Genomic DNA, 26225 nt, shown 5'->3' on the forward strand with positions numbered 1-26225 from the left:
ACGGAGGATGGCGCATGTGCGCGGATAAAACACCTGAGGAAACACCGGGAGAAATGAACAAGGAAGAGGCTGCGAACGAGCCCGCCGAGGCGGACGCGGCAGCTGAAGCCGTCCCGGCGGCCGAAGAACCTAAGGCGGACAAGAAGGCTAAGAAAGAAAAGCCACCGAAGGAAGACAAACCTAAGAAGAAACACGGTTGGATAAAATGGGTCGCCCTGGTCATATTCGTGTTTATCATCATGTTCATCCCGTTCTGGTATACCCGTAATTCAGCGGCCTGCGGGCAGTGTCACTCCATGGATAAGTACTACTCAAGCTATCTGAAATCCTGGCACGGCAAGAACGAAACGCCTTGCATGGATTGCCACGTCAAGCCTGGTGTTATTGGAGAGAATCTGTATCGATTCTTGTTTTATCGCGAGCTGTTCGCTGAAATCCTGGGCATGGACCTTAAACCTTGGGGCGCGACGGCTCCCGGTGAGGCTTCTTGCGCCAGGGACGGTTGCCATTCGCTGAACAGGCTGAGTTCCAGCGCGGGCGATATCAAAATCAATCACGCGGAACATATTAAAGTGGTGGAGAAGAAATACAATAAGGCCTGCAGTTATTGTCATGCCGGCGCCAGCCATGCGGGCATCAAGGGCCTGGGCTTGCAGGTGCCGCCCCGGCAGCAATGTTTCATGTCCGGTTGCCACAAGGGACAAGGCAAACAGTGCGATAAGTGCCACACCATCAAATATAAAGCCGGCTCCGTTACGAAAATACCGCACGAATAAGACTGAAGGCAATGCCGGACGATCTGGAGAGCCTGAAACAAGCGATAGATGACTGCCTGAAGTGCTCTCTGGGTGAGAGCAGGACGAACCTGGTCTTCGGGTATGGAAATCCGCACGCGGACATTGTCTTCGTCGGCGAAGCCCCCGGTTTTCACGAGGACAAGCAGGGCATTCCTTTTGTCGGCGCGGCCGGTAAACTTCTGACGGAGCTTCTGTCATCTATCGGGATAAGCCGCGACGACGTCTACATTACGAATATCCTGAAGTGCCGGCCCCCGGGCAATCGTGATCCACTGCCGGATGAAATCAACGTCTGCCGGCCGGTACTGTTCAAACAGCTGGATATCATCAAGCCGAAAGTCGTCGTTACCCTGGGCGCTTTCGCGATGCGTACAATACTTGACAGTACAGCCGGGATATCCAAGGTACACGGCCGGATTTTCGAGGTCTCAGGATTTAAGGTTTTCCCGATGTATCATCCGGCGGCGGCACTTTACGCCAGGGCGACACGGGAGCTTCTTGAGGAAGACTTCAGGAACCTCAAGTCCTTCTTGACCAGCCAGGGCCCGGTTGAGTCCGAGGAAAAAACGGAGTCTGCCAGCCAAGACAGCCTTTTCTAGATCGGATGCAAGCGAATGCTTATAAGCGCGGAGACTCACTCGCCGGAAGAAACCGGCAACCTGGGAGCGGCTTTCGCCTCTTTCTTACGTCCGGGCGACATCATTAGCCTGACCGGCGATTTAGGCGCCGGGAAAACAAAGTTCGTTCAAGGCCTAGCGGCCGGGCTCGGTGTAACGGAGCACGTCACCAGCCCCACTTTCGCGATCATCAAGGAATACACATCCGGACGGCTACCCTTTTACCATTTCGACGTGTACCGTTTGGACGATCAACGTGATATGGACGGATTGGGGTATGAGGATTACTTTTTCGGCGAGGGCGTGACCGTTATCGAATGGGGCAATAAAATATCCGGGTTGCTTCCCGCTAACGCCTTGACTATCGACATAAAACGGGTCGAACCGAGGGAGTTCTCTTTTACTTTCAAGGACATTCGCTGGCAAGGGATTGTCGAGGCGGCGATGCGATGAACATCCTGGCCTTTGACACGGCGACCCCGGTAACCTCTGTTGCCGTCGCTTCTGACGGAATCACCCTGTCGGAAATATCGATTACAGGAGATAAAGCCCAGATGGAGAGGCTGATGCCTATGGTCGATGCGGCTTTGGGCGAGGCGGGGATAAAAATTGGAGACATTAGCGGCATCGCCGTCGGGACCGGCCCCGGTCTGTTCACTTCGTTAAGGATCGGTGTAGTTACGGCTAATACGCTATCGCAGGTGCTGCGTGTGCCCGTGGCCGGCGTATCAAGCCTCGACGCTTTGGCGCGGGGCGTCGACGGAAGCGAAGGCGTGATTGCCGCCGTTATTGACGCCAGGCGGGGCGAGGTTTTCGCCGCGATATATGCGTCGCGCGACCATGTGCACGAAATAACCGTCCCGACTCGTGTCATAAAACCGGACAGACTGGCCGCGGAACTGGCCGAGTCCGGTGAGTCCTTAACAATCGTCGGCGACGGATATGCCGCTTATCGCGATCTGTTCCGTGACGTCTTGGCCGGGCGCGCCAGTCCGGCATCTCCGGAGTGCATGTTTCCCAGAGCGTCGAGCATCGCGGCCTTGGCGCGTGATGAGCTGGCAACGGCGGACGCCGGCTCGCCCGGTTTGGTGGCGCCGGTTTATATCAGACAACCCGACGCCGACAAGCTGATCAAGAAGATGAAGAAATGAGCCCGGTAAGAATATACATGATGAGCGAGACTGACCTGGATGCCGTGCATGAGATCGAGTCAAGCATATTTCCCCAACCCTGGAGCGTAAACCTGTTCCGCGGGGAACTGCTTAAACCTGATAAGCGGGTCTATTTGGCGGCTAAGATCGACGACAAACTGGTGGGATACGCGGGACTTATGCTAGTGGACGGGGAAGCGCACATTACGACGATGGCGGTCGACACTCCTTACAGGGGCAAGCGCATCGGCTCGTTGCTAGCTTTGCGAATTATAGAAATCGCGATCCTAAAGCGCGTCCACTGGCTAACGCTTGAGGTTAGAGAGTCTAATAAAGCTGCCCAGGAGCTGTATAAGAAGTTTGGCTTCAAACAAATCGGGATTAGACAGAAATACTACTCGGACAGTGAGAATGCCGTCATTATGTGGACAAATGACATTCAGTCCGATGAATTCAAGTTAAGAATAGCCGCTATCAAAAAGGAACTGTCATGAAGATTCTGGGGATTGAGACAAGCTGCGATGATACCTCGGCTGCCGTTGTTGAAGATGGCCTGAGAGTCTTGTCAAATGTTGTCTCCAGCCAGACGGAATTCCACCGTCCTTACGGCGGGGTCGTGCCCGAAGTCGCCTCGCGTCATCATTTGCTGCTCATCAATCCAGTCATTGACGAGGCTCTAGAGCGCGCCGGCGCAGGGTTCGAAGACATCGACGCGATCGCGGTGACCATAGGCCCCGGCCTAATCGGGGCGCTGCTAATCGGCTTGGCGGCCGCCAAAGCCTTATCTTACGCGCTTAAGGTTCCCTTAATCGGCGTGAACCATCTGGCCGCTCATATCCACGGCAATTTTCTGGAGTCGCCCGATTTGGAGCTGCCGTTAGTTGCTTTGCTGGTTTCGGGTGGGCATACCCTGCTTGCCTACATGGGCGCTGACGGCGTGGCCAAAGTACTTGGACAGACGTTGGATGACGCGGCTGGCGAGGCCTTCGACAAAATCGCCCGTTTTCTGGGGCTTGGCTACCCGGGCGGGCCGGCCATTGATGAGCTGGCGGCTAAAGGCGACGCTTCGCGAGTCGTCCTCCCGAGAGCCATGATGGACCGGAGCGATTACGATTTTAGCTTGTCGGGCCTGAAAACCGCCGTTCTTAACTACGTCTCCAAACTTCAGAAGGAAGGCAAGGAAGTGCCGCTGAATGACCTGGCGGCGGGTTTCCAAGCAGCGATTATTGACGTGCAAGTGGACAAGACGATCCGGGCGGCCAAGGAATACGGAGTAGAGAATATTGTCTTGGCCGGCGGCGTCGCCGCGAACAAGGGATTGCGCGCCGCCTTAAACAAAGCGGCCATAGAAAACGACCTTGTATTGTACACTCCAGCAATGGAACTCTGTACCGACAACGCCGCGATGATCGCGGCCCTAGGGTATGAGTTGCTGAAAAAAGGACAGACGATAGACATGTCCGCCAACGCTTTCGCCAACCTCCCGCTCGCCTAGCGAAAATAGACTCGCATGCCGCCTGCCTGCCGCAGGCAGGCTCGCGGCCTACCATCGTTAGTGCTTTGGGGTCAGGCCCTTTCTTCATATGCGATAGGGCCTGACCCCGTGTTTCAAGTCGCTTAGCCGAGCGAACAATGCTCTCCGCTCGTCAGTGTTTTGTCCGCATGCTCGATCTTATTTCCGTATTTGCGCAAATACGGAACTTGCGCAAAACGGTATCTGTACAGGTACGGAAATAAAAGTTATGTCACTCCCGTTCTTTGGAGAATGGGAGTGTTCGCTGTTTGGTGTCTTGACAGCAAAAGTGTCTATGGTTATATTTATTTAGCACTCACGTGTCGTGAGTGCTAATTCAATTTGACAGCAATACTATCAACTTTTTTGGAAAAGGAGGGGAACATATGAAACTACAGCCTTTGGGAGACCACATCATCGTTAAGACGCTGGAGTCGGAAGAGAAGACAGCCAGCGGTATCGTCATCCCGGAAAGCGCCCAGGAGAAACCGACGCAAGGCAAGGTCATCGCCGTCGGTTCCGGCCGCTACGAGGACGGCAAGCGGATACCGCTGGAAGTCAAAGCCGGCAACAAGGTCATCTACAGCCAGTATGGAGGCACCAACGTCAAGATCGACGGGGAAGAACTGTTGATCCTGAGCGAGCGCGACGTGCTGGCCATAGTTAAATAATTATTGTTCTATAAGGAGGCACCAAGATATGCCGAAAATCATTGAATTTGACGAAGCGGCGCGGCACGCCCTCGCAGCGGGAGCGGACAAGCTGGCCAATACCGTCAAAGTAACGCTCGGCCCGAAGGGCCGCAACGTCGTGCTGGATAAGAAATACGGCACGCCGACCATCACCCACGACGGTGTCACGGTCGCTAAAGAGATCGAGTTGGAAGACGCGTACGAGAACATAGGCGCCCAGCTGATCAAGGAAGTCGCGACCAAAACAAATGACGTCGCGGGCGACGGCACCACCACCGCGACTGTCCTGGCCCAGGAGATGATCCACGAGGGTATGAAGAACGTCGCCGCCGGAGCCAATGCCATGGTTCTCAAGAAAGGAATGGATAAGGGCGCCGAGGTGGCCGTCAACGAAATCAAGAAACTGGCCAAGCCGATTAAAACGCGCGACGAGATCGCCCAGGTCGCGGCCATTTCAGCGGGCGACGAGGAAATCGGCGAGCTGATTGCCGACGCGATGGGGAAAGTCGGGAAAGATGGCGTCATCACCGTCGAAGAATCCCAGACTCTGGGCACTACGCTGGAAGTGGTTGAAGGCATGCAGTTCGACAAGGGCTATCTGTCGGGCTATATGGTAACAGACGCCGAGCGTATGGAAGCCGTGATGGATGACCCGTATATCCTGATCGTTAACAAAAAGCTGGCGGCCGTGGCTGAGATTCTTCCCATTTTGGAGAAGGTCATGCAGGCCGGCAGGCCTATGTTGATTGTCGCCGAGGACGTAGAAGGCGAAGCACTGGCGACACTTATAGTAAACAAGATCCGCGGCACGTTCACCGCTGTCGCGGTCAAAGCGCCCGGATTCGGCGATCGCCGCAAAGCCATGTTGGAAGACATTGCCACCGTTACCGGTGGTCAGGCCATTACCGATGAGCTCGGCCTAAAGTTCGAGAACGTGACCCTGGAGATGCTGGGCAGCGCCCGCCAGGTCAAGGTGACGAAGGACAACACGACCATTGTCGAGGGCAAGGGCAAACCGGCCGGCATTAGTGGCCGTATCAAGCAGATCAAGCGCGAAATCGATGACAGCGACTCCGAGTTCGATAAGGAGAAGCTGCAGGAACGTTTGGCTAAACTGGCCGGCGGCGTTGCCGTAATCAAAGTCGGCGCAGCCTCGGAGACCGAACTCAAAGAGCGCAAGCACCGCATCGAGGACGCCCTATCGGCGACCAAAGCGGCCGTCGAGGAAGGCATCGTCCCGGGCGGTGGCGTCGTTCTAGTAGCCGTTATTCCGAACGTCACCAAAGAGATTTCCGGCTTGACCGGCGACTTCAAGACCGGCGCCGAGATCGTTATCAGCGCGCTGGCCGAGCCGATGAAGCAGCTGGCATTCAATGCGGGCATGGAAGGTTCGGTTATCGTCGAGAAAATCAAGGAACTTCCAAAAGGCCAGGGCATGAATGTTATGACCGGCGAATATGTTGACATGGTCAAGGCTGGTATCGTAGATCCGGTAAAGGTAACCAGATCCGCGCTACAAAACGCGGTGTCGGTTTCCTCGATGCTGTTGACGACCGACGCGATCGTTGCCGACAAGCCGGAAGAAAAACCGGAAATGCCCATGCCTGGCGGCGGAATGCCGGGAGGCATGTACTAGAGCATATAGCTAAGAGCATATAGCACTGGATTAGTAAGACTGGGACCGGCAGCGACATTGTGGCTGCCGGTCCTTTGTTGTCTGCGCTAAAGGCTATTTGCTCTCCGCTATCTGCAGACTTTTGCCTATTTGCCCTTGAATCACATACCGCTCGGTGCTAAAGTCTTAACAAAGCATCTGTTGAACGCGGCTTTGGCTCACCCATCAACCGCGTTTCTTTAGTATTTCTCTATCCTTAAGGGGGACGCACATGGAAGTAGAAATCGGCAAAGGAAAAATGGGCCGACGCGCGTATGGATTCGACGATATTGCCATCGTGCCCAGCAGACGGACCCGGGATCCCGAAGACATCGACATCAGCTGGGAAATCGCCAGCCACCGTTTCCACCTGCCCTGTCTGGCCTCAGCGATGGATAGCGCCGTCGACCCCAACCTGTCTATTTTGATGGGCAAGCTCGGCGGCCTGGGCGTTCTAAATCTGGAAGGCTTGCAGACAAGGTACGAAAACGCCAATGAGATTCTTGAAAAGATCGCTTCTTTGCCCAAAGAAACCGCGACCAGGACCATGCAGGAGCTATATCAAGAGCCGATAAAACCCGAGCTGATTAAGAAACGCATCCAGGAGATCAAGGACGGCGGCGTTGTCTGCGCCGCGTCTTTCACACCTCAGAAAGTCGACCAGTATTACGAGCAAGCGCTTGAGGCCGGCTTGGACATTCTGGTGATCCAAGGAACCGTCGTCAGCGCGGAACACGTTAGCAATACCCGCAAACCCCTTAATCTTAAAGAGTTCATTGCCAGCATGCCGGTACCGGTTATTGTCGGCGCCTGTTCCTCTTACGCTACGGCTTTGCATCTGATGCGTACCGGAGCGGTCGGCGTCCTGGTCGGCGTAGGCCCGGGACAAGCCTGCACGACACGCGGCGTTTTAGGGATCGGCGTCCCTCAAGCCACGGCGATTTCCGACGCGGCGGCGGCGCGCGCGACTCATTTAGACGAAACCGGCCGTTACGTGCATGTCATTGCCGATGGCGGCATGAGCAAAGGTGGCGACGTGGCCAAGGCTATCGCCTGCGGCGGGGACGCGGTTATGATCGGCAGCCCCATCGCGCGAGCGGCTGAGGCGCCCGGACGCGGCTGGCACTGGGGGATGGCAACCTTCCACCCGGAACTGCCTCGAGGAACCAGGGTTCACGTCGGCAACGAGAACACGCTCGAGGATATCCTGGTCGGACCGGCGCACGAGAACGACGGTACGTTAAACCTGTTCGGAGCGCTCCGGACATCCATGGCAACCTGCGGATATCCGGATATCAAAGCCTTTCAGAAGGCGGAGGTCATGGTCGCCCCGTCGCTTCAGACTGAGGGCAAGTCCATGCAGCGGGCGCAAGGCGTCGGCATGGCAGCCGACAATAAATAGCAGTTAGTAGTTAGTAGTTAGTCCACGTTTTTCTAACAACTAACATCCAACTACTAATAACTTACGAAAGGCGGTTTAGTGCAGACCATTCTAGTTCTTGATTTCGGCGGGCAGTATGCGCGATTGATCGCGCGGCGCGTCCGCGAGTGTAAAGTCTATTCGGAGATTGTTCCCTATAACATTACAGCCGCCGATATTAAAGCCAAGAATCCGGCCGGCCTGATTCTCTCGGGCGGCCCGGCCAGCGTCTACGTTGCCAATGCGCCTACCTGTGACCCGGAGATATTTAAGATCGGCGTGCCGGCTTTGGGAATCTGTTACGGCATGCAGCTAATGGCCAAGGTTCTGGGCGGCAGCGTGGCTCAGACCGGCATATCCGAATACGGCGGCGCCGACCTGTGCGTCGAGAAGCCATCGACCCTGTTCAAAGATGTACCCCTAAAACAAACGGTTTGGATGAGCCATCAGGATTCGGTTGACAAGCTCCCGGGCGGCTATGAAGTTTTGGCCTCGTCGCTGAATACGAAGATCGCGGCTATGGGCAACATTGAGGCCAAGCAGTACGCGACGCAGTTTCACCCGGAAGTCGGTCACACGCCGCATGGCATGGAGATACTCAAGAACTTTCTCTACGATATTTGCGGCTGCGCGTCCAGTTGGACGCGAGTATCCATCATAGAAAGGGAAATAGACAATATCCGCACGGCTGTCGGCGACAACAAGGTTATTTGCGGGTTGAGCGGCGGAGTGGATTCGGCGACCGCGGCCGTTTTGGTACACAAAGCCATCGGCGACAAACTGACCTGCATATTTGTCGATCACGGCCTCTTAAGAAAAGGCGAAGCTGAACAGGTCGAGGAAACCTTCAGACGGCATTTCAAAATCAACTTAATCGCGGTAAACGCGAAGGTTCGGTTCTTGGACAAACTTAAGGGGGTAACCGACCCTGAACAGAAGAGAATGATTATCGGCACCGAGTTCATCAGGGTTTTCGAAGCCGAAGCGGTAAAACTCAAGGATACGAACTGGCTTGTTCAGGGCACTCTGTATCCGGACGTTATCGAAAGCGGCGCCAACGAGCAGGCCGCGACCATCAAAAGCCATCACAATGTCGGCGCCTTGCCATTGGACATGAAGTTCGGCCTGATCGAGCCCTTGCGGCTGCTTTTTAAGGACGAGGTGCGGCAGGTGGCCGACGAGCTCGGTCTGCCCGAAGAGATCGTCTGGCGGCATCCGTTCCCGGGCCCTGGTCTGGCCATCCGCATAATCGGAGACGTGACCGAGGAGAGGCTGGATATTTTAAAAGAAGCCGACGCGATTTTTGAGGAAGAAATCCGGAGGGTCGGCCTATACCGCGAAATCTGGCAGTCATTCGCCGTTTTACCGGCGATTAAGAGCGTCGGGGTGATGGGGGACCAAAGGACTTATTCGTATCCGGTCGTGCTTCGCGCCGTTACCAGCCAGGACGCGATGACGGCGGATTGGGCTAAACTTCCCTACGAACTTTTAGAAAGATGCAGCAACCGGATCGTAAACGAGGTGCCGGGCGTTAACCGGGTGGTCTATGACGTGACTTCAAAGCCACCCGGAACTATAGAGTGGGAGTAACGCGGGCAAATAGTCTTCGAGTGAGACCGCGGTAGCGAGCGAATCGAGAAGGGGGGTTCTCGACCAACCTTAAGGTTGGCTCGAACAATATTTAGGAGGGTGGATCACCAATGCCAGACTTAATTGAAGACTTAAGAACACAGGTTGACGATATCGACGCCGAAATCGTGCGTCAGCTCAACGAGCGGGCTAAAATCGTGCTGAAGATTCGCGACGCCAAGAAAGCGGAGGGACAGCCGTACCATGATCCGGAAAGGGAGCTAAAGGTTCTGAACAAGGTTATGGCGGCCAGCGAGGGTCCTCTGGACACCGAGACGATCAAACACCTATACCGTCACATTCTGCAGCATATGCGTGAGTTCCAGGAAGGTGAATAACCTCTCCGAAGCCAACAATGTGTTCTTTGTGCTTCTCCCGATCATTGTTGTCCAGGTCGCCTTACAAATTGCCGCGCTTGTTAATCTTATTAAGCGCGATATCTCGCAAATCCGCTGGAACAATAAACTGGTCTGGGTTCTCATAATTCTTTTAGGGGAGATAATCGGGCCGATTGTTTACTTCGTGTTCGGCCGGATTGAGGGAGAGCCGGATGCTGGAAGCGGCGATTGAAACACTTGGGCTAACAAAGGTTTTCAACGGAACAGCCGCGGTCGACAACATAGAGCTGTCCGTACCCAAAGGTTCGGTCTTCGGATTCCTCGGACCGAATGGCGCCGGCAAGACCACGACTCAAAGGATGCTCGTCGGACTAGCCAAACCAACCTCCGGAACCGCGCGAATCCTCGGTTACGATGTTGTGAACGACATAAGAGAAGTTCGCAAGCGCATCGGTTTCTTGCCCGATGTCCCGGCTTTCTACCCCTGGATGAACGGCCCGGAATATCTAATGTTCGTCGCCGATGTATTTGGTATTAAAGCAGGCAAGGGGCGAAATAAAACAGACGCGGCTTTGGAGCGCGCTGGCTTAAAAGGTGTCAAGACAAAGATCGGCGGGTATTCACGTGGCATGAAGCAGCGGCTGGGCATCGCCCAAGCGCTTATCAACGATCCGGAGGTCATCCTGATGGACGAACCGACCTCGGCGCTCGATCCTATTGGCCGCAAGGAAGTCCTGGAAACGATCGAGGCGCTAGGCCGGGAAATCACCGTTTTCTTTTCCACGCATATTCTGAACGACGTCGAACGCGTCTGCGACAATGTCGCGATCTTGAATAAAGGCCGGGTTCTGGCAGACCAAAGCCTGGACAGTCTGAAAGGCAAATACGCGGCCAAACCGGCTTTTAACCTGGAGTTAGAGGAAACCCAAAAGACGCTTATGGAAGAGATTAAGAGGCAACTATGGGCCGCCGGAGTAGAGGAGACGGAGCCTCGTTCGTTGAAGATAACCGTATCTGACCTTGATACCGGGCGTCGAGCCCTTCTTAAGATGCTGAGCGAAGAAGATATCTCTTTTCGTTCACTCAGTGTCGTCGAACCGACGCTGGAAGAGATTTTCATGACAATGGTCGAGGAGGCGTAGGGTGGCCTTTTTGAAAAAGGAATTCACGGCCATTTTTAAAACGTACAGGTGGTGGGTCATCCCGCTGGTTTTTCTCATATTCGCATTGATGAGCCCGCCGACGGCGAAACTTACGCCCGAGCTGCTGAAGTCGGTTATGCCGAAGGGCATGAATATTAAACTTCCCGAGCCGACGCTTATTGACGCTTTCGCCCAATGGTTTAAGAACCTCTCACAGATGGGCCTACTGGCAGTTATCTTATTGACGATGGGCATCGTGGCCGAGGAAAAATCAAGCGGCACGATACTCCTGATCGTAACCAAGCCGATATCCCGCGCTAACGTTGTACTGTCTAAGTTTGCCGCGCAGGTGACTTGGATGTCCGCGTCGTTTATGCTCGCCGCGGCCGTTTGTTACGGATATGCCATTATGATCTTCAAATTCGACAGGATTGCCGAGTTCGTTCAGGCCAACGTCCTTTTCGTTCTTTATTTTGTCGTGATCATCGCGGTGACCATATTCTTCAGCACAGTGTTGAAGAACCAAATAGCAGCCGGCGGACTTTCCTTAGTCACGGCCTTGCTCCTTTCTTTGGTCTCGTCCTTAAGCCAGACTTTCGACAAATACGCCCCAACAGGCCTGACGACGGTTGGCTCAAAAATCGCCCTGGGACAAACAGGAACCGAGCTTACTCAAGCCATTTGGCCTGTCTTGACCTCATTGGTTTTGATCGCCGGCCTGCTCTTGGCCGCGATAGTGGTCTTCAACAGGGAAGAACTGTAGTATGACCGATGTGATTATTATCGGGGCCGGTCTGGCCGGATTGACGGCCGGTGTCTACGCTCGTCTTAACGGGTATTCCGCCAAGATATTCGAACACGGGAGACATCCCGGCGGCGTGGTCGCGACCTGGAAGCGTGGCGAATATACGTTTGAGGGCGGCATGCATTTCCTCATGGGCTACCGTCCCGGTACGCCGATCTACGACCTCTACGAAGAGGTCGGTCTGTATCCGGGTTTAGAGGTCGCCCCCCTGGATAAGTACCTTCGTTTTGTTGACGAAGCCAGCGGCCGTTCCGTTTTGCTGTCGGGCGACCTTGACAGGGTTCGCCAGGAGTTGTCGGAAATCTCTCCCGAAGACGTGCCGCTGATAAACGGGATCGTCGACGGGGCCAAAGCGATGGCCGGGTCGGATTTCGGCCTGGACGCGCTGGCCAAAGCGCCCGCTCTGCTGACCCCGGTAGATAGGGCCAAAATGTTATGGGGCATGAGATCGTATGCCAAGTACTTGCTTGGACGATATAACCAAGAGGTCAAGGAATATACGGCGGCGGCAAAGAGTCCTTTGGTCAAGAAGATTATCGATAATATGTTTCTGCCAGAGGTCCCGGTCTGGTTTGTAATGATGATTCTAGCCATGGCGTCCGAAGGACAGTTGGGAGTGATCAAAAACGGATCGCGGGATTTTGCCGAGAGAATCGCAGCCAAATTCAAAGCCCTGGGCGGGGAGATCGCCTATCGCTCGACCGTTATGGAGATCATCGTCGAGAATGATACGGCGGTCGGAGTTCGGCTGGCGGACGGGACGGAGCATCGCGCGGGGACCGTTATATCCGCCGGCGACGGCCATAGTACTGTTTATGAACTACTAAAAGGTAAGTATATAAACAAGGCAACAAAGGCCAGGTATGAAACATGGCCGCTGATGAAGCCCTTCAGCACGGTTGATTTCGGGGTAAACAGAACGTTCGACGGCGAACCCCCGCTTAGCCTGTATTCGCTTGAGAAACCGATAGAAGCGGCGGGTGACCTTCACAATACGCTCGTCGTCCGGATTTTCAACTACACAAATGCCTTCGCGCCGCCAGGTAAGGCTGTTATTCAGGTCTTGCTGGAAACCGACTGGGATAGCTGGGAGACGGACAGGCAAGATTTAGCGGCCTACAAGGCGCGAAAAGAAGAGCTAGCCGCGGCGGCCCAAGAATTTCTTGAAACCAGGTATCCGGGCATATCCGGCCAGGTCGAGGTGGCGGACGTGGCGACGCCCTATACGCTTTACCGCTATACCTTGAACTGGAAAGGCGCTTACGAAGGTTGGGCGCCGACGCCTAAGAATATAACTAAGACAATCAAACGTACACTGCCTGGTCTTGACAGATTCTACCTGGCGGGACAGTGGGTAACGCCGGGCGGCGGGGTGCCGGTAAGCATGTATACGGGGAAACACGCTATCCAGATGATGTGCCGGCGCGACAAAAAGCAATGGATGGCAGTCAGTTAGACAAAGATAGTGGCAAGACTAATGGCTAATATATTGCATAACGCCTAATAATATGCCTATAATAATGGCAGGCTTATTGGCAAAGCAGGTGGCAAAGAAATGGCCAAACGATGGAAAGTAATCTTCGAACCCAAGCTTGACCCCCGTTTTCTTTCCTTTCTCCTAAATCGCATTGACGCTTTTGCCCACTTCTTAAGGGAGATGCCGATGGCCCCGGGCGAGCGCGAGGAATTGGACAGGCTGAACATAATCAGGGCTATCCGGGGTACGACCGGTATAGAGGGCAACCGTCTGGACGAGGAACTGATCGAGGAAGTGCTGATCCGGCACGACGATACTCCGCTGTCTTTGGAAGAGCAGGAAGTCCTGAACGCGGAAGCGGTTATGAAGTACATCCGGTCGCGCAAACCGATGCCGTATATGAAACTCACGGAAACGATTATCAAGGAAATCCACGCGCAGATAACGTTGGACTGCAACTACAAGGGTAACGTCATAGGAGAATACCGGACGACGAATGTACGCGCCGGCGCTTATATCTGTCCTTCGGCCGGTGACGTCGGCCGTCTTATGCGAGAATTTACCGAGTTTATCAATTCTTCTGAGAGCCTGACCATGCACCCGGTTGTCCGGGCCGTCATATCGCATTTTTACCTGGTGGCGATTCATCCGTTCACGGACGGTAACGGCCGGACCGCGCGGGCCGCGGAAGCGTACCTCCTTTATCACGGCGGCTACAGCCGGGCCGGCTTCTATTCACTGGCGAATTACTACTACAAGCATCGCGGTGAGTATGTCGACGAAATGGACAAAGCGATGTTCGAACACAACGGAAGCTTGCGCAATTTCGTCCTATTCGCCTTAGAGGGTTTTGAGAGCGAAATGGAGGACCGTTACCGGGAGACAAACATCTACATAAGGAAACTCGCCTATCGGCAGTATCTTGATGAGCTGGTGCGAAAGGAAATGATTACGCCGCGGCTAGCCGGCGTTCTGACACGGATGTCCGACGACGGTATTAAACTACGGACAGACCACTTCAAACAACGAGTCTTGCCGTGGTTGGCCGAGACCTACCGCGGTTTGAGTGAGCGCTCCGTTCGCCACGACCTGACGATTATGCGCAAGTTGAATCTGGTTTACGACACGAAAGGCATTATTCGCGTCGATTACCACGCTGTCGAACCCCGCTAATCTCACACAGGCTGTTATACTCAAATGATGGATATTTTAAAAGGCCTTAACGATCCCCAGAAGGAAGCGGTTACCCACGGCGAAGGACCGTTGCTGATTCTCGCGGGCGCCGGCAGCGGCAAAACGCGGGCGCTGACCTCGCGGCTGGCCTATCTCGTCAAACAACGGAAGATAAAGCCGAACCAGATCTTGGCCATTACCTTTACCAACAAGGCGGCCAAAGAGATGCGCGACCGCGTTGAGACGATGCTCGGGCCGGAAGCGACCAAGGGCATGTGGATTATGACCTTCCACGCCGCTTGCGTCCGGATTCTTAGGATGGAGATTGAGAATCTGACTAACAACCAGGGGCGCGGCTATAACGGGCGTTTCGTTATCTATGATGAAAACGATTCGGAACGTTTGATAAAGGACTGCCTGTTGGAGTTGAACCTGGACACTAAAAGGTACGCGCCGCGGGCGGTCAAGTATGTCATCTCGGCGGCCAAGAACGAATTGATCGACGCGGACACCTTCGCCAGCCGCACGTCAACGTACTTCGAGGAGATTACGGGCGAGGTATATAAGCTCTACCAGGAAAAGTTGGCGCAAAACAACGCCCTGGACTTTGACGATATCATCATGCTTGCCGTCAACATCTTCGAACTCTTCCCGCAGGTTCTGCTTAAGTGGCAAGAGAAATTCAAATATTTTTTAATCGACGAATACCAGGACACCAATCATGCCCAGTTTCGGTTGGTAAGCCTGCTCGCCAAGCGTTACCAGAATCTGGCCGTTGTCGGCGATCCGGACCAGAGCATTTATAAATTCCGCGGAGCTGACATCCGCAACATCCTGGAGTTTGAAAGGGATTTCCCGGACGCCAAGATCGTCAGTCTGGAGCAGAACTACCGGTCGACTTCTACGATCCTGGAAGCCGCCAACGAGGTCATTAAGCATAACCGCGGGCGGAAGAAGAAGAACCTGTGGAGCGAAATCGAAAGCGGTGAGCCGATTTATCTATACCAGGCGGAGAACGAACGGGACGAAGCCATATTTATCGCCTCCGAGGTAAAACGAGTGGTCGAAGAGACAGGCCGCAACAACCGGGACATTGCCGTTTTTTACCGGACCAACGCTCAGTCACGAATTTTTGAGGAAGTTTTCATGAACTTCGATATTCCTTACATGCTGGTCGGCGGGGTGCGTTTCTACGAGCGGATGGAAATCAAAGACATGCTGGCCTACCTGCGAGTCATCCAGAACCCGAGCGACAACATATCGGCCAAACGTATTGTTAATACGCCGCGGCGGGGCATCGGCAAGACCAGCATCGACCGCATCAGTGCCTACGCCAACATGATGGGCGTCAGTTTCTACGAAGCGTTGAAGAACGCCAAGGATATCCCGGGCGGCGGCGGTTTCTCCCTGGAGCGGATCGCTTCCTTCGTTGACCTCATTGAATCTTTGCGGTCAATGGCCCAGGGTGACTTGCTGGAACTTACGCAGGCGGTCATCGACCGCTCAGGGTATGTGAGGATGCTGGAGAAAGAGGGAACCTACGAGGCCGAGGGCCGGATCGAGAACATCGGCGAGCTTCTTAGCGCCGTAAACGATTTTAAGACCGCTTATCCGGACGGTACATTGGATGATTTCCTGGAGAAAGTCGCTTTGATCGCCGACATCGACAGCCTGGAAGTAAGCGAAAACTCGGTGACGCTGATGACCGTGCACAACGCCAAAGGGTTGGAGTTCCCCGTTGTTTTCATCGCCGGCTTAGAAGAAGGATTGTTCCCGCATAATCGCAGTATGAGCGACGCTTCCGAAATCGAGGAGGAGCGCCGCCTGTGTTATGTCGGTTTGACGAGGGCAAAGGAACAGTTATACTTGACGTGTGCCTGGGTCCGTTCGACCTACGGGGCGCCTAATTACATGATGCAGTCAAGGTTTCTCAAAGAGATTCCTAGCGATTTCATCGAGCCGGTTCATCCGGGGAGCTAAAGATGTTCAAGCGTTTGCGAAGCGACATCAAAGCAGTCTTTAACAACGATCCGGCGGCCAGAAGCACCCTTGAGGTGCTATTGGCCTATCCCGGCCTGCACGCTATCATTATGCACCGGCAGTCGAACTGGCTTTACCGCCATCATTTGATACTCTGCGCCCGTTTGCTGGCTGAATGGAGCCGCTTTATTACGGGAATCGAAATTCATCCCGCGGCCGTCATTGGCGACAGGTTCTTTATCGATCACGGCATGCAGGTAGTCATCGGGGAAACGGCGGTCATCGGCAACGACGTCTTGATGTATCAAGGCAGCACGTTGGGCGGTGTCGGTACCGGCAAAGGTAAGCGTCATCCGACCATCGGTAACAACGTCGTTATCGGGGCCGGCGCCAAGGTCTTGGGTGACGTGCATATCGGCGACAATGTTCGTGTCGGGGCCAACTCAGTCGTTGTCAAGGATGTGCCGGCCGACACGACCGTCGTAGGCGTGCCGGCCAGGGCGGTCAGGGAGCAAGGGAAGGCGGTCACCCCGTTGGACGTTCTGGACCACGGAGAGCTGCCGGATCCGGAAACGGAAATCGTAAAAGTTCTGGTTGCCAGGATCGAGAGACTGCAGGAGCGGCTGAATAAGATCGCCCCGCAGAAAAAGACTTCCGCTAAACAAAAGAAATTTGAAGATGAAATGTTAGACTGGTTTATCGGCGGAGGAGGAATTTAGATGAAAACCATATACATGGATCACGCGGCGACCACGCCGGTCGATCCGCGGGTGTTTGAGGCGATGACGCCTTACCTGACCGAGAAATACGGCAACCCTTCAAGCTTGTATAAAGTCGGACAAGCAGCCAAGCGCGCTGTAGAGGATGCCCGCGCGATTGTCGCCCGCGCGATCGGCGCTCAGACGGAAGAGATTATTTTCACCAGCGGCGGAACGGAGTCCGACAATACAGCCGTCAAGGGTCTGGCCTATTCGATGCTGGGCAAGAAGGACCACGTGATTACCAGCGCGATCGAGCATCACGCGGTTTTGGAGCCGGTTGAGTTCCTGGAAAAAACGCTTGGTTTCAAGGCGACCATCGTTCCGGTCGACAAGAACGGGTTAGTGAACCCGTCCGACGTGGAAGCGGCGATTACCGATAAGACACTGTTGATTTCGGTCATGCACGCCAACAACGAAATCGGCACTATCCAGCCCATCCGGGAGATAGGCCAATTAGCCTGGGACCGTAAAGTCCGTTTTCATTGCGACGCGGTTCAAACGTTCGGGCACGTGCCTGTCAACGTCGACGACCTGAACGTCGATATGCTGTCTATTTCAGGCCATAAGCTTCACGGCCCCAAGGGGGTAGGCGTTCTATATGTCCGCAAGGGGACGCGGTTCACGCCCTTTATGCAGGGCGGGGGACAGGAACGTGGCCGGCGGGCCAGCACGGAAAACGTCGCCGGAATAGTCGGTTTGGCCAAAGCCGTAGAATTGGCGTTGGCCGATCGGGAACAGGAAGCGGCGCGCTTAACGGGACTTCGCGACTACCTGATAAAAGGCATAGAGGAAAAAATAGAGTCGGTGCGAGTTAACGGCGACAGGATAAAAAGACTGCCCAATAACGTTAACGTTTGCTTCGAGGCGATCGAGGGCGAGTCGCTGCTCTTGACCTTAGACGCTAAGGGCGTCTGCGCTTCCAGCGGTTCCGCCTGCACCTCGGGTTCTCTTGAACCGTCGCACGTTTTACTGGGTATCGGGTTGCCTCCCGAAATCGCTCACGGATCGCTTAGGCTGACGCTGGGGCGGGATACCACGAAAGACGAATGCGACTACGTCCTGGAGGTTTTACCGAGTATCGTGGCCAACCTGCGTGCCATGAGCCCGATGTGGAACAGGTAGAACCGAAAAAGATTCAAGAATAATTCCTACCATACCGATATAATAATTAGCGTTGACAAACTACACTGTGTAGTATATTCTTTTAACGTAAACGTTTAAGGAGCGGCGCAAGATGGAGTATCCAAAAGTCTTCCGACCTCGAGAAGAAGGTCTATCAAAGATCTTCGGCGAGCTGGAAGCGGACATCATGGAAATCATGTGGGACCGGGAAGAGGCGACCGTTAAGGACGTCTACCAAATCCTACTCCAAGACAGGGATATCGCCTATACGACGGTCATGACCGTTGTCGGGCGACTGTCCGACAAGGGTGTTCTAAACAAGCGCCATAGCGCTAATAAATTCATCTATTGCCCGGCTTGCAGCCGTGACGAGATTCTCGAACAAGTATCCAAGGAAGTCATCGACGGATTGATGGACGTCGGCCGCAAGCCGGTGCTGTCGCACCTTACCGGCATGATGGGTGAGCTAAAACCTGAAGAACTTGAGCGCCTGCGGGAAGAACTGAACAAAGCGATCGCAAATAAGAACAAGGATACGGGAGTCTAGCGGATGAAGCGATTTAAGGAAACAGCTAAAAGGATCAGCGAACATCCGGGTTGGGTTCTATCGGCGATCTTTCTTGTCGGCGGATCGGCCGTCAGTTACTGGCTGTTTTTCGCCTGGCAATGGAGAACCGCAGGGATTGCGACGTTAACAGCCATCCTGCAAGGTTGCCTTGATGTCCTGGCGCCGCTTCAAGGTTATCCAGCTCTCACCATTGCCATATTGCTGGGAGGATTATTGATCGTGGGAGCCGGGGTCGCCGGCGTTCGCACGGCACAGCGCCTCAATGTCGACCATCTTTTCGGTCCTCGCGGTTACGCGATCCTTGATTGTCTAACCGTTTCCGATAAAACGTTGGATAGAGTAACAGCCCATATTGAAAAAAAACTGGGCCGTACCTTACCGGTCAGTCTTGTTAAATCAGACAAGCCGGTTTGTCTTGTTTACGGCCTGATAAAACCGAGAATCGTTATCTCAACGCATGTTTTACGTGAGCTTAATGAAGAAGAGCTGGAAGCGGCCTTATTACATGAAGCCGATCATCTTGTTCGACGCGATCCGCTGCGCCGCGTGACGGCTGAAACAGTGGCCGACCTCCTATTCTTTATCCCGTTGGTTAGGAATCTGACCAGGCATCTGTCCTACGCGCAGGAACTGGAGGCGGACAGGTTCGCCAGCCGGCAGACCGGAAAGCCGGAGATTTTGGCTTCCGCGGTGCTGAAGCTGGCCACTCAGTCCGACATCGGTCTGGCATCGGCGCTTAGCCGCGCCTGGCTGCCTGACAGAGTCAGACGGCTTCTTGACCTGCCGGCGGAAAAACCGCGGCGCCGCTTTAGCTTAGCCGCCGCGGCAATCAGTGTCGTCATGTTGGCCGGTCTGTTTGCTGCGCCGTACGCGTTGGCGAGCGACCGTGTTGTTAAAGGTCACTCAAACGCTTGTTTCAAGGAATGCGTTGCCAAGGGTACCCATAGCACGATACAAGAGTGTCTCAAAGACTGCGGGCACGAAAAGCGGGCTAGGTAAGTAAAAAAATTTGGATATTAACTACTACAATGCATAGTAGTATTTGGAGAGCACATGGGACTTTGGGTGATATTTCTAACAGGTATGGTTACCAGCTTACATTGCGTGGCGATGTGCGGTAATTTCGTGCTGACTTTCGCCATTACCGGCGAGCAGAAAGCGAGATCCAGACTCTCGGCCATGCTGCCGCACCTGTATTATAACGGGACCAAACTCCTCTCTTACACTTTGGTCGGGATCGGCGCCGGATTCTTAGGTTCGGCCGTCGATTTGGGCGGTTTTAAGGGCACCGTCAATATCGTCGCAGGCGTTCTAATGATTCTGATGGCGCTTAACATGTTGAACGTACATCCGGCACTGCGTGTCTTCAGCTTCCGGATGCCGCGGAAACTGTCGGCCAGGCTTTTCAAATCGGCCGCGCAAGCCGACACGTTCGCCCCGGCCGTCTTCGGTCTTTTTAACGGCCTGATGCCTTGCGGGCCGCTGCAGGCGATGCTTATTCTTGCCGCGAGCACCGGCAGTCCTGCCCAAGGCGGTTTAACCATGCTGGCCTTCGGTTTGGGGACGGTGCCGCTGATGCTCGTCTATGGCACTTTCGCCTCGACTTTGGCCAAGAGGTTCAAAGGCCAAGTCACCCTGGCGGGAGCCGTAATTATCATCATTCTAGGTTTGGTCGTCATGAACCGCGGTTTGGTGTTGACAGGTTTTAAATATAACTTCAAGTATGTTTCCGATAAGGCGATCGCCATGGTTATCCCGCCGGAGACCACCGAAGCCGGACAATCGGCCGACGGCAAGGTTCAGAACCTTAAGATCGACATCCAGGGCGGTTACGTCCCTAGTTCTTTAACGGTCAAACCGAACGTGCCGGTCAGGCTGACCATTAACCGTCCGGGCAACGATTTCTGTTCGGAAAGGTTCGTCTTCCCAAAGTTCGGCATCGACAAACAACTGAAGCCGAACGGGACGACGGTAATAGAGTTTACGCCGACTGAGACAGGTCAGTTCACGTTCACCTGCGGTATGGGGATGTATCAAGGCTCGTTGAATGTGGCCGGCGCCGGCGCGGCCGATCGAACTGTAAACTACGGCTTTAACCGGTTTGTCGTGGGGGCAACGTTGATATCGCTCTTACTGACGCTGGGACTAAAACCGCCTGACCCGGAACGGATAAAAGACATCATTAAAACAGGAAGCTTAAGAAGAGTAACAGCCTAAAATGGCTGGGAGGAGGAATCAAGCATGAGTAAGAAGAAGACGAACACGGCCGCGAAAAATGTTGGTAATGTGGCGACCTTCGTGGAAACGATACGACGGAGCAACACCAGCAGGAAAGCGTTGTTTGTTGCCATCTTAACAGGGTTATTTGTGCTGTACGGCGTTTACGCGGCTTTTGCCACGCTGATCAGTCCGACGGGTTCAATAGCCGACGGGACGGCGATCGCTGCCTCTCAGGTTAGCGATGCCATAAGTTCTGGCGGCGGCGGATGCTGTGGCGGAGGCGGCGGAGCCGGTGGTGAAGCCGGCGGCACGGCTGTTCCAAGCGGCGGCGGCGGCGGATGCTGCGGCGGTGGCAACCAGACCGAGGTCAAAGGGGCGGCGACTGTTAACGGGAACATCCAAGAGATTACCGTACAGGTCGCTGGTGGGTATAACCCGAATGTGATTGAGGTCAAGAAGGGTATTCCGCTCAAACTCACCTTCGAGCGAAATACATCCGGCGGTTGCGATTCCCAAATATCTATTCCGGCAATAGACGTATTTGAGAATCTGCCGACTAATGGCAAGGTTACCTATAATATCCCAGTACCGAACGAAGTCGGCCAGGTTATCGATTTTACCTGCGGTATGAACATGTTAAGCGGTCAGATTAGGGTAATCGACTAATAATTGGACTACACTAAAGGAGGAAGAATGAGCACCAACACAACGCAACTGCAGTCAACGGGCATGACTTGTCCCAGCTGCAGTATGCTGATCGAGATGACGTTGAAAAGAGAAAAAGGCGTGATTGACGCAATCTCCGATTATGCGACTCAAAAAACCGACGTCACCTACGACCCAGCCGAGACTGACATCCCGACAATCATTGAGAAGGTTAACGGAGCCGGGTACGAAACCACCGAAGTGAAATAACGGACTAGGAGCGTCAAGCGCGACTTTAGCGGTTGGTTTTTAAGTATCGCTGGATGACCTCTACAAGCTCGTTGACAGAGTCCTCTCCGTGTCCCCTGGCAAGCGCGTTCTTCACGCAGCCCTTGACATGGTTCTCGAGGATGATGAGGCCGACTTTCTGCATAGCAGCTTGTACGGAAGAGATCTGCACGAACACGTCGACGCAGTATTTCTCTTCTTCCAGCATCCGTTGGATGCCGCGGATCTGTCCTTCGATTCGCTTGAGGCGCGATAACAATTGCTTTTTGTCTTGCGGATATCCGACCATGATTTCACCTCACAATTCGTATACCCCTATTATCAATGAATATGGGTCTTGTGTCAATCTTGAAAAAGCTTGAAGATATAGCAGGCAAGCGCTATTGCGAAGACGAACAAGATAATGTATTATAGTGATACCGGGTAGGGGAATAGGGTACATAGGAAAATATGACGAAAGCTCGCTTGACCCCTCCAACAACAAAGCGGCGGCAGATGTCCCGCTGCAGATACACACGAGAGGAGATGACATGGTAACGCGGCTAGATGAGAAGAAGAAGGAAGCTGTGCTCCCCGTAGAGGGTATGTCCTGCGCAGCCTGCGTAACCAAGGTTGAGACTGCACTGCGCAATATGAAGGGGGTTTACGACGCAAAGGTAAACCTCGTGGCGCGCAAAGCCTACATTGATTACGACCCCGATCAGATGAACGTTTTGGCGTTAGTAAAAACTATTGAAAGCTTAGGATATGAAGTGCCTCAAGAGGAGGTGCTGCTCCACATAGGGGGCATGAGTTGTGCCGCCTGTGTCAAGAAAGTCGAAATGGTCGTCGGGGACATCTCCGGCGTAACCTATGTCGTCGTCAACCTCCCGGCCGAAAGCGGCAAAATCCGATTTTATCCCGGTTCGGTAACCAAGGCCGAAATAAAAAAGGTCATTAAGGAGCTGGGCTATGAGGTAGGCGAGAAGCTCCAAGGCCACGAGGCTCTGGATCGCGAAAGGGACGCGCGTGAGCGCGAACTGGCTCGCCAACGACGCAACATGTGGATTGCCTGGCCGCTTGCGACGATGGTCATGATCGGCATGTTTCAGCCGATGTTGATGGGGATTCTGCCGGCGTGGATGAACAATAAGTTGTTCCTGTGGGCGCTGACCACCCCGGTAGTCTTTATACCGGGCTTCCAGTTCTTCGCCAACAGCTTCCGAGGCCTACGACGCGGGGCGACCGACATGAACTTGCTTTATGCCACTGGTATCGGCGCGGCGTATATGATCGCCACGATCAACACCGTCTTTCCTAACGCTGGTTTCGGCGGACCGGGCGCGACGTTTTTCGAGTCGGCGGCATTGCTGACGGCGTTTATTGTTGCCGGTCGGTACATGGAAGCACTGACGCGCGGCCGGGCATCCGAAGCTATCCGTAAACTGATGAGCCTCCAGGCGAAGACCGCGCGGGTTATACGCGACGGCCAGGAAATCGAGGTCGCGGCCGATGATGTCGAGATCGGTGACGTGATCCTGGTGAAGCCGGGCGAAAGCATCCCGGTTGACGGCGAGGTCATCGAGGGATACTCGGCGGTTGACGAGTCCATGATCACAGGCGAGAGTATTCCTGTTGAGAAAAAGGGTGGCGACCAGGTAATCGGAGCGACCATCAACAAGACCGGCGCCTTCAAATTCACGGCGACCAAAGTCGGCAGCGATACGGCTCTGTCCCAGATTATCAAGCTGGTCGAGGACGCTCAGGCATCGAAGGCGCCGATCCAAAAGCTGGCCGATTTCGTGGCCGGCCATTTCATTGCCGGTGTGCACGTGCTTTCCCTGCTGGTCTTCCTTTTCTGGTTCTTCTACGGGTACGAAGCCTTCTTCACTCCCGGGAGCAGTTTCATTCTGTCCATGGAGACCCTTAGCACCATCGGCGTATTCGGCTTCTCCCTGCTTCTGAGCGTCACGACGCTGATCATCTCATGTCCGTGCGCGTTGGGTTTGGCGACGCCGAGCGCGATGATGGCGGGCACGGGTAAGGGCGCCGAGCACGGCATACTCTTCAAGGGTGCCGACGCTGTGGAGGCAACATCGAAGCTACAGGCCATTGTGTTCGACAAGACCGGAACGCTAACAAAGGGCGAGCCGTCACTGACGGACGTGGTGATGGCGCCAGACTTTGAGCGGAGTGAGGTGCTGCAGCTCGCGGCGATTGCGGAGAAGAACTCTGAGCACCCCCTTGGCGAAGCAATCGTCAACGGAGCTGAGTCGGAGGGTCTGGCCCTCGAGGGATGTGAGAAGTTCAACGCCATCATCGGCCACGGCATAGAAGCGCGTGCCAATGGCCGCGACGTGTTACTGGGTAATCGTCGTCTTATGAAGCAGCGGGGTATCGACTTTGAGGCCCTCATGGCCGAGACCGAGCGCCTGGAGACCGAAGGCAAGACAGCGATGCTGGTTGCCATCGATTCTAAGGCAGCCGGAATTGTCGCTGTGGCGGACACGCTTAAGGAGAACTCAGCGGTTGCGGTATCAAGGCTAAAAGGTCTGGGAATCAAGATCGCGATGATCACTGGCGACAACCAGCGGACCGCGGCGGCTATTGCCCGTCAGGTCGGCATCGATACTGTACTGGCCGAGGTCCTGCCGCAGGACAAGGCAAATGAAGTCAAGAACCTGCAAAGTGAGGGTCTGCTAGTAGGAATGGTCGGCGACGGCATTAACGACGCGCCTGCGCTCGCCCAAGCCAATGTGGGCATTGCCATCGGCAGCGGGACCGACGTTGCCAAGGAAACCGGCGACATTGTGCTTATCAAAGACGATATCCGCGATGTCGTCTCGGCAATTGAAGTCGGCAGGGCGACCATGCGGAAGGTTAAGCAGAACTTGTTCTGGTCCTTCATTTACAACACGCTGGGCATCCCGATCGGTGCGGGCATTCTGTACCCCGTAGTCGGAATCCTGGTCAGTCCGGAACTGGCTGCTTTCTTTATGGCGATGAGCTCAATATCGGTAACGATGAACACATTGCTTCTTAAGAAGTTTGTTCCGACTATGAGGCGCGAGGAGGTGCACGCGTAATGAAACAACAGAACACTGCGCGGATTAGCGCACTGATATATTCATCGATCTCGTTTGGGCTGGCGGGGCTATTTGTCGCCGCTACGTACTTGAATGGTAAGGGTTATCCGCCGGTTGCCCGATGGGGCGGTTTTGTCTGGGTGACCATTTTAAGTTTGATCATCACAATGCCGCTCGTAATCCCGAGGGTCAAGAAGTATTACGAGGCGGCGGCTTGATCATACCCCCGCCGGCGGGGGGCTGAAATAACATCATGAAGCGGTATTTACAGCCTGAAACCGTTTATTATACGTTTCTAATGCTTAGCGGATTATTTGCCGGATCTATATTCATCGCCCCCTTGATGATTGATTCAGGCAATGGGGTCTTAACGGGAGCTGGGGCAGTTTTATACAAAATCAGCACGTTCTTCTGCGCGCAAGTCCCGGAACGTTCATTCCACTTCGGGACAACCCAGCTTCCCGTTGACGCCCGCATGACCGGAGTCTTTGTCGCAGGATTTATCGGGTTGCTCGCGCCGGCGCTTAGACGCCCAAAACGCGTCCCCTGGATATACCTTATCGCAGGTCTGCTAATGACGTTACCTCTGGCGATCGACGGAACGACGCAGACAATACTGGTCTGGCGTGAAAGCAACAACATATTAAGGCTGGTCACAGGTTTAATAGCGGGGGTCGGTGTCATGTATGCTCTCGGCGCTATCCTGTTGGACGGCACGGAGATGATAGGATTCCGGCGCGTCCGATCTTCGCCCCCCGTAAGAGCAGCTACGGCCTTTTGCTTGGTTGTCGTGCTTATCTTCCTTGCAACCGGGGCTTTTTACGGACGCAATATGATAACGCGTAATGAAGCAGTCGCGAAAGCTGGGTTGTCATCTGAGGCAGGAAAGATCCGTATGGTTTACTGGCTGCCTTCCAACTCCGGGATATCCGTGGTCTTTAATCCTTTCGCAGGAACATATAATGACGCCGTATTAAACGATTTGCTTGAAGCCCGCGGCCTGCGCTCGACGCTCGGAGCCTGGATTGTCGCAGACGTCGATAAAATCCCGACATCTTCGCGGACGCCTTTCCTGCCTGAAACACCAGGCGATTTCAACTACATTGACGCCATCACCGGCCGGATTATACTGAGCACCGTTCAGTAGCATTTCAGGTATTCATCCCCG

General features: G+C 54.4%; 28 protein-coding genes. 27 read left to right on the top strand and 1 reads right to left on the bottom strand.

The window, feature by feature from the left end; genetic code table 11:
* The first annotated feature begins 14 nt into the window (after window positions 1-14).
* From WC891_04985 to WC891_05100, 24 genes are all read left to right on the top strand, one after another.
* Window positions 15-776, top strand: a complete 762-nt coding sequence (locus tag WC891_04985) for a NapC/NirT family cytochrome c (protein MFA5867300.1) — start codon at window positions 15-17, stop codon at window positions 774-776.
* A gap of 11 nt (window positions 777-787) precedes the next feature.
* Complete coding sequence (locus WC891_04990; GenBank protein ID MFA5867301.1) at window positions 788-1396, top strand: uracil-DNA glycosylase; 609 nt, start codon at window positions 788-790, stop codon at window positions 1394-1396.
* A 15-nt stretch (window positions 1397-1411) separates the two neighbouring features.
* Window positions 1412-1867, top strand: a complete 456-nt coding sequence (tsaE, locus tag WC891_04995) for a tRNA (adenosine(37)-N6)-threonylcarbamoyltransferase complex ATPase subunit type 1 TsaE (GenBank protein MFA5867302.1) — start codon at window positions 1412-1414, stop codon at window positions 1865-1867.
* Window positions 1864-2565, top strand: a complete 702-nt coding sequence (gene tsaB / locus WC891_05000; GenBank protein MFA5867303.1) for a tRNA (adenosine(37)-N6)-threonylcarbamoyltransferase complex dimerization subunit type 1 TsaB — start codon at window positions 1864-1866, stop codon at window positions 2563-2565. The genes tsaE and tsaB overlap by 4 nt, the downstream gene beginning before the upstream one ends.
* The gene (rimI, locus tag WC891_05005; protein MFA5867304.1) at window positions 2562-3059 is read left to right on the top strand and encodes a ribosomal protein S18-alanine N-acetyltransferase; all 498 of its coding nucleotides are present in this window, start codon (window positions 2562-2564) and stop codon (window positions 3057-3059) included. The genes tsaB and rimI overlap by 4 nt, the downstream gene beginning before the upstream one ends.
* A complete protein-coding gene (gene tsaD / locus WC891_05010) occupies window positions 3056-4060 on the top strand; it encodes a tRNA (adenosine(37)-N6)-threonylcarbamoyltransferase complex transferase subunit TsaD (GenBank protein ID MFA5867305.1) in 1005 nt (334 codons plus the stop codon). The genes rimI and tsaD overlap by 4 nt, the downstream gene beginning before the upstream one ends.
* Before the next feature lie 404 nt (window positions 4061-4464).
* Window positions 4465-4749: a co-chaperone GroES gene (groES, locus tag WC891_05015; protein MFA5867306.1), complete on the top strand. Its 285-nt coding sequence runs from the start codon at window positions 4465-4467 to the stop codon at window positions 4747-4749.
* Window positions 4750-4777: 28 nt separating this feature from the next.
* The gene (gene groL / locus WC891_05020) at window positions 4778-6406 is read left to right on the top strand and encodes a chaperonin GroEL (GenBank protein MFA5867307.1); all 1629 of its coding nucleotides are present in this window, start codon (window positions 4778-4780) and stop codon (window positions 6404-6406) included.
* Between the two features lie 250 nt (window positions 6407-6656).
* Complete coding sequence (locus WC891_05025; protein MFA5867308.1) at window positions 6657-7826, top strand: GuaB3 family IMP dehydrogenase-related protein; 1170 nt, start codon at window positions 6657-6659, stop codon at window positions 7824-7826.
* Between the two features lie 78 nt (window positions 7827-7904).
* Window positions 7905-9434 carry a glutamine-hydrolyzing GMP synthase gene (guaA, locus tag WC891_05030; GenBank protein MFA5867309.1) on the top strand — a complete coding sequence of 510 codons (1530 nt, stop codon included), beginning with the start codon at window positions 7905-7907 and terminating at the stop codon, window positions 9432-9434.
* Window positions 9435-9544: 110 nt separating this feature from the next.
* Complete coding sequence (locus WC891_05035; GenBank protein ID MFA5867310.1) at window positions 9545-9811, top strand: chorismate mutase; 267 nt, start codon at window positions 9545-9547, stop codon at window positions 9809-9811.
* Window positions 9804-10043, top strand: a complete 240-nt coding sequence (locus tag WC891_05040; GenBank protein MFA5867311.1) for a PLD nuclease N-terminal domain-containing protein — start codon at window positions 9804-9806, stop codon at window positions 10041-10043. The genes WC891_05035 and WC891_05040 overlap by 8 nt, the downstream gene beginning before the upstream one ends.
* Window positions 10024-10953 (top strand): ABC transporter ATP-binding protein, encoded by a 930-nt coding sequence (locus WC891_05045; protein ID MFA5867312.1) that lies wholly within the window; start codon window positions 10024-10026, stop codon window positions 10951-10953. Before WC891_05040 ends, WC891_05045 begins: the two co-directional genes overlap by 20 nt.
* Before the next feature lies 1 nt (window position 10954).
* Window positions 10955-11716: an ABC transporter permease gene (locus WC891_05050; GenBank protein ID MFA5867313.1), complete on the top strand. Its 762-nt coding sequence runs from the start codon at window positions 10955-10957 to the stop codon at window positions 11714-11716.
* 1 nt (window position 11717) lies between these two features.
* Window positions 11718-13214 carry an NAD(P)/FAD-dependent oxidoreductase gene (locus tag WC891_05055; GenBank protein ID MFA5867314.1) on the top strand — a complete coding sequence of 499 codons (1497 nt, stop codon included), beginning with the start codon at window positions 11718-11720 and terminating at the stop codon, window positions 13212-13214.
* A gap of 99 nt (window positions 13215-13313) precedes the next feature.
* Window positions 13314-14408, top strand: coding sequence for a Fic family protein (locus WC891_05060; GenBank protein ID MFA5867315.1), 1095 nt, complete (start codon window positions 13314-13316; stop codon window positions 14406-14408).
* Window positions 14409-14432: 24 nt separating this feature from the next.
* Window positions 14433-16388 carry a DNA helicase PcrA gene (pcrA, locus tag WC891_05065; GenBank protein MFA5867316.1) on the top strand — a complete coding sequence of 652 codons (1956 nt, stop codon included), beginning with the start codon at window positions 14433-14435 and terminating at the stop codon, window positions 16386-16388.
* A gap of 2 nt (window positions 16389-16390) precedes the next feature.
* A complete protein-coding gene (gene cysE / locus WC891_05070; GenBank protein MFA5867317.1) occupies window positions 16391-17107 on the top strand; it encodes a serine O-acetyltransferase in 717 nt (238 codons plus the stop codon).
* Window positions 17108-18271: a cysteine desulfurase NifS gene (gene nifS, locus WC891_05075; protein ID MFA5867318.1), complete on the top strand. Its 1164-nt coding sequence runs from the start codon at window positions 17108-17110 to the stop codon at window positions 18269-18271.
* 112 nt (window positions 18272-18383) lie between these two features.
* Complete coding sequence (locus tag WC891_05080; protein MFA5867319.1) at window positions 18384-18818, top strand: BlaI/MecI/CopY family transcriptional regulator; 435 nt, start codon at window positions 18384-18386, stop codon at window positions 18816-18818.
* 3 nt (window positions 18819-18821) lie between these two features.
* On the top strand, window positions 18822-19838 hold the full coding sequence (locus tag WC891_05085; protein MFA5867320.1) for a M56 family metallopeptidase: 1017 nt from the start codon (window positions 18822-18824) through the stop codon (window positions 19836-19838).
* Between the two features lie 54 nt (window positions 19839-19892).
* Window positions 19893-21056, top strand: a complete 1164-nt coding sequence (locus WC891_05090) for a sulfite exporter TauE/SafE family protein (GenBank protein MFA5867321.1) — start codon at window positions 19893-19895, stop codon at window positions 21054-21056.
* Window positions 21057-21080: 24 nt separating this feature from the next.
* Window positions 21081-21725: a cupredoxin domain-containing protein gene (locus WC891_05095; protein MFA5867322.1), complete on the top strand. Its 645-nt coding sequence runs from the start codon at window positions 21081-21083 to the stop codon at window positions 21723-21725.
* A gap of 27 nt (window positions 21726-21752) precedes the next feature.
* Window positions 21753-21974 carry a cation transporter gene (locus WC891_05100; protein MFA5867323.1) on the top strand — a complete coding sequence of 74 codons (222 nt, stop codon included), beginning with the start codon at window positions 21753-21755 and terminating at the stop codon, window positions 21972-21974.
* A 25-nt stretch (window positions 21975-21999) separates the two neighbouring features.
* On the opposite strand, the gene WC891_05105 is transcribed toward WC891_05100, so the two are convergent.
* A complete protein-coding gene (locus WC891_05105) occupies window positions 22000-22281 on the bottom strand; it encodes a metal-sensitive transcriptional regulator (GenBank protein MFA5867324.1) in 282 nt (93 codons plus the stop codon).
* Window positions 22282-22522: 241 nt separating this feature from the next.
* On the opposite strand from WC891_05105, the gene WC891_05110 reads away from it, so the two are divergent.
* From WC891_05110 to WC891_05120, 3 genes are read left to right on the top strand one after another with little or no spacing between them, the layout of a single operon-like run.
* Window positions 22523-25057 (top strand): copper-translocating P-type ATPase, encoded by a 2535-nt coding sequence (locus WC891_05110; GenBank protein MFA5867325.1) that lies wholly within the window; start codon window positions 22523-22525, stop codon window positions 25055-25057.
* Window positions 25057-25275 carry a hypothetical protein gene (locus tag WC891_05115; GenBank protein ID MFA5867326.1) on the top strand — a complete coding sequence of 73 codons (219 nt, stop codon included), beginning with the start codon at window positions 25057-25059 and terminating at the stop codon, window positions 25273-25275. The genes WC891_05110 and WC891_05115 overlap by 1 nt, the downstream gene beginning before the upstream one ends.
* Before the next feature lie 35 nt (window positions 25276-25310).
* Window positions 25311-26204: a DUF2085 domain-containing protein gene (locus WC891_05120; protein MFA5867327.1), complete on the top strand. Its 894-nt coding sequence runs from the start codon at window positions 25311-25313 to the stop codon at window positions 26202-26204.
* Window positions 26205-26225: the final 21 nt, after the last annotated feature.

The organism is Actinomycetota bacterium (genome assembly GCA_041658625.1).
Lineage (GTDB): Bacteria > Actinomycetota > JAHEXW01 > JAHEXW01 > JAHEXW01 > JBAZZW01.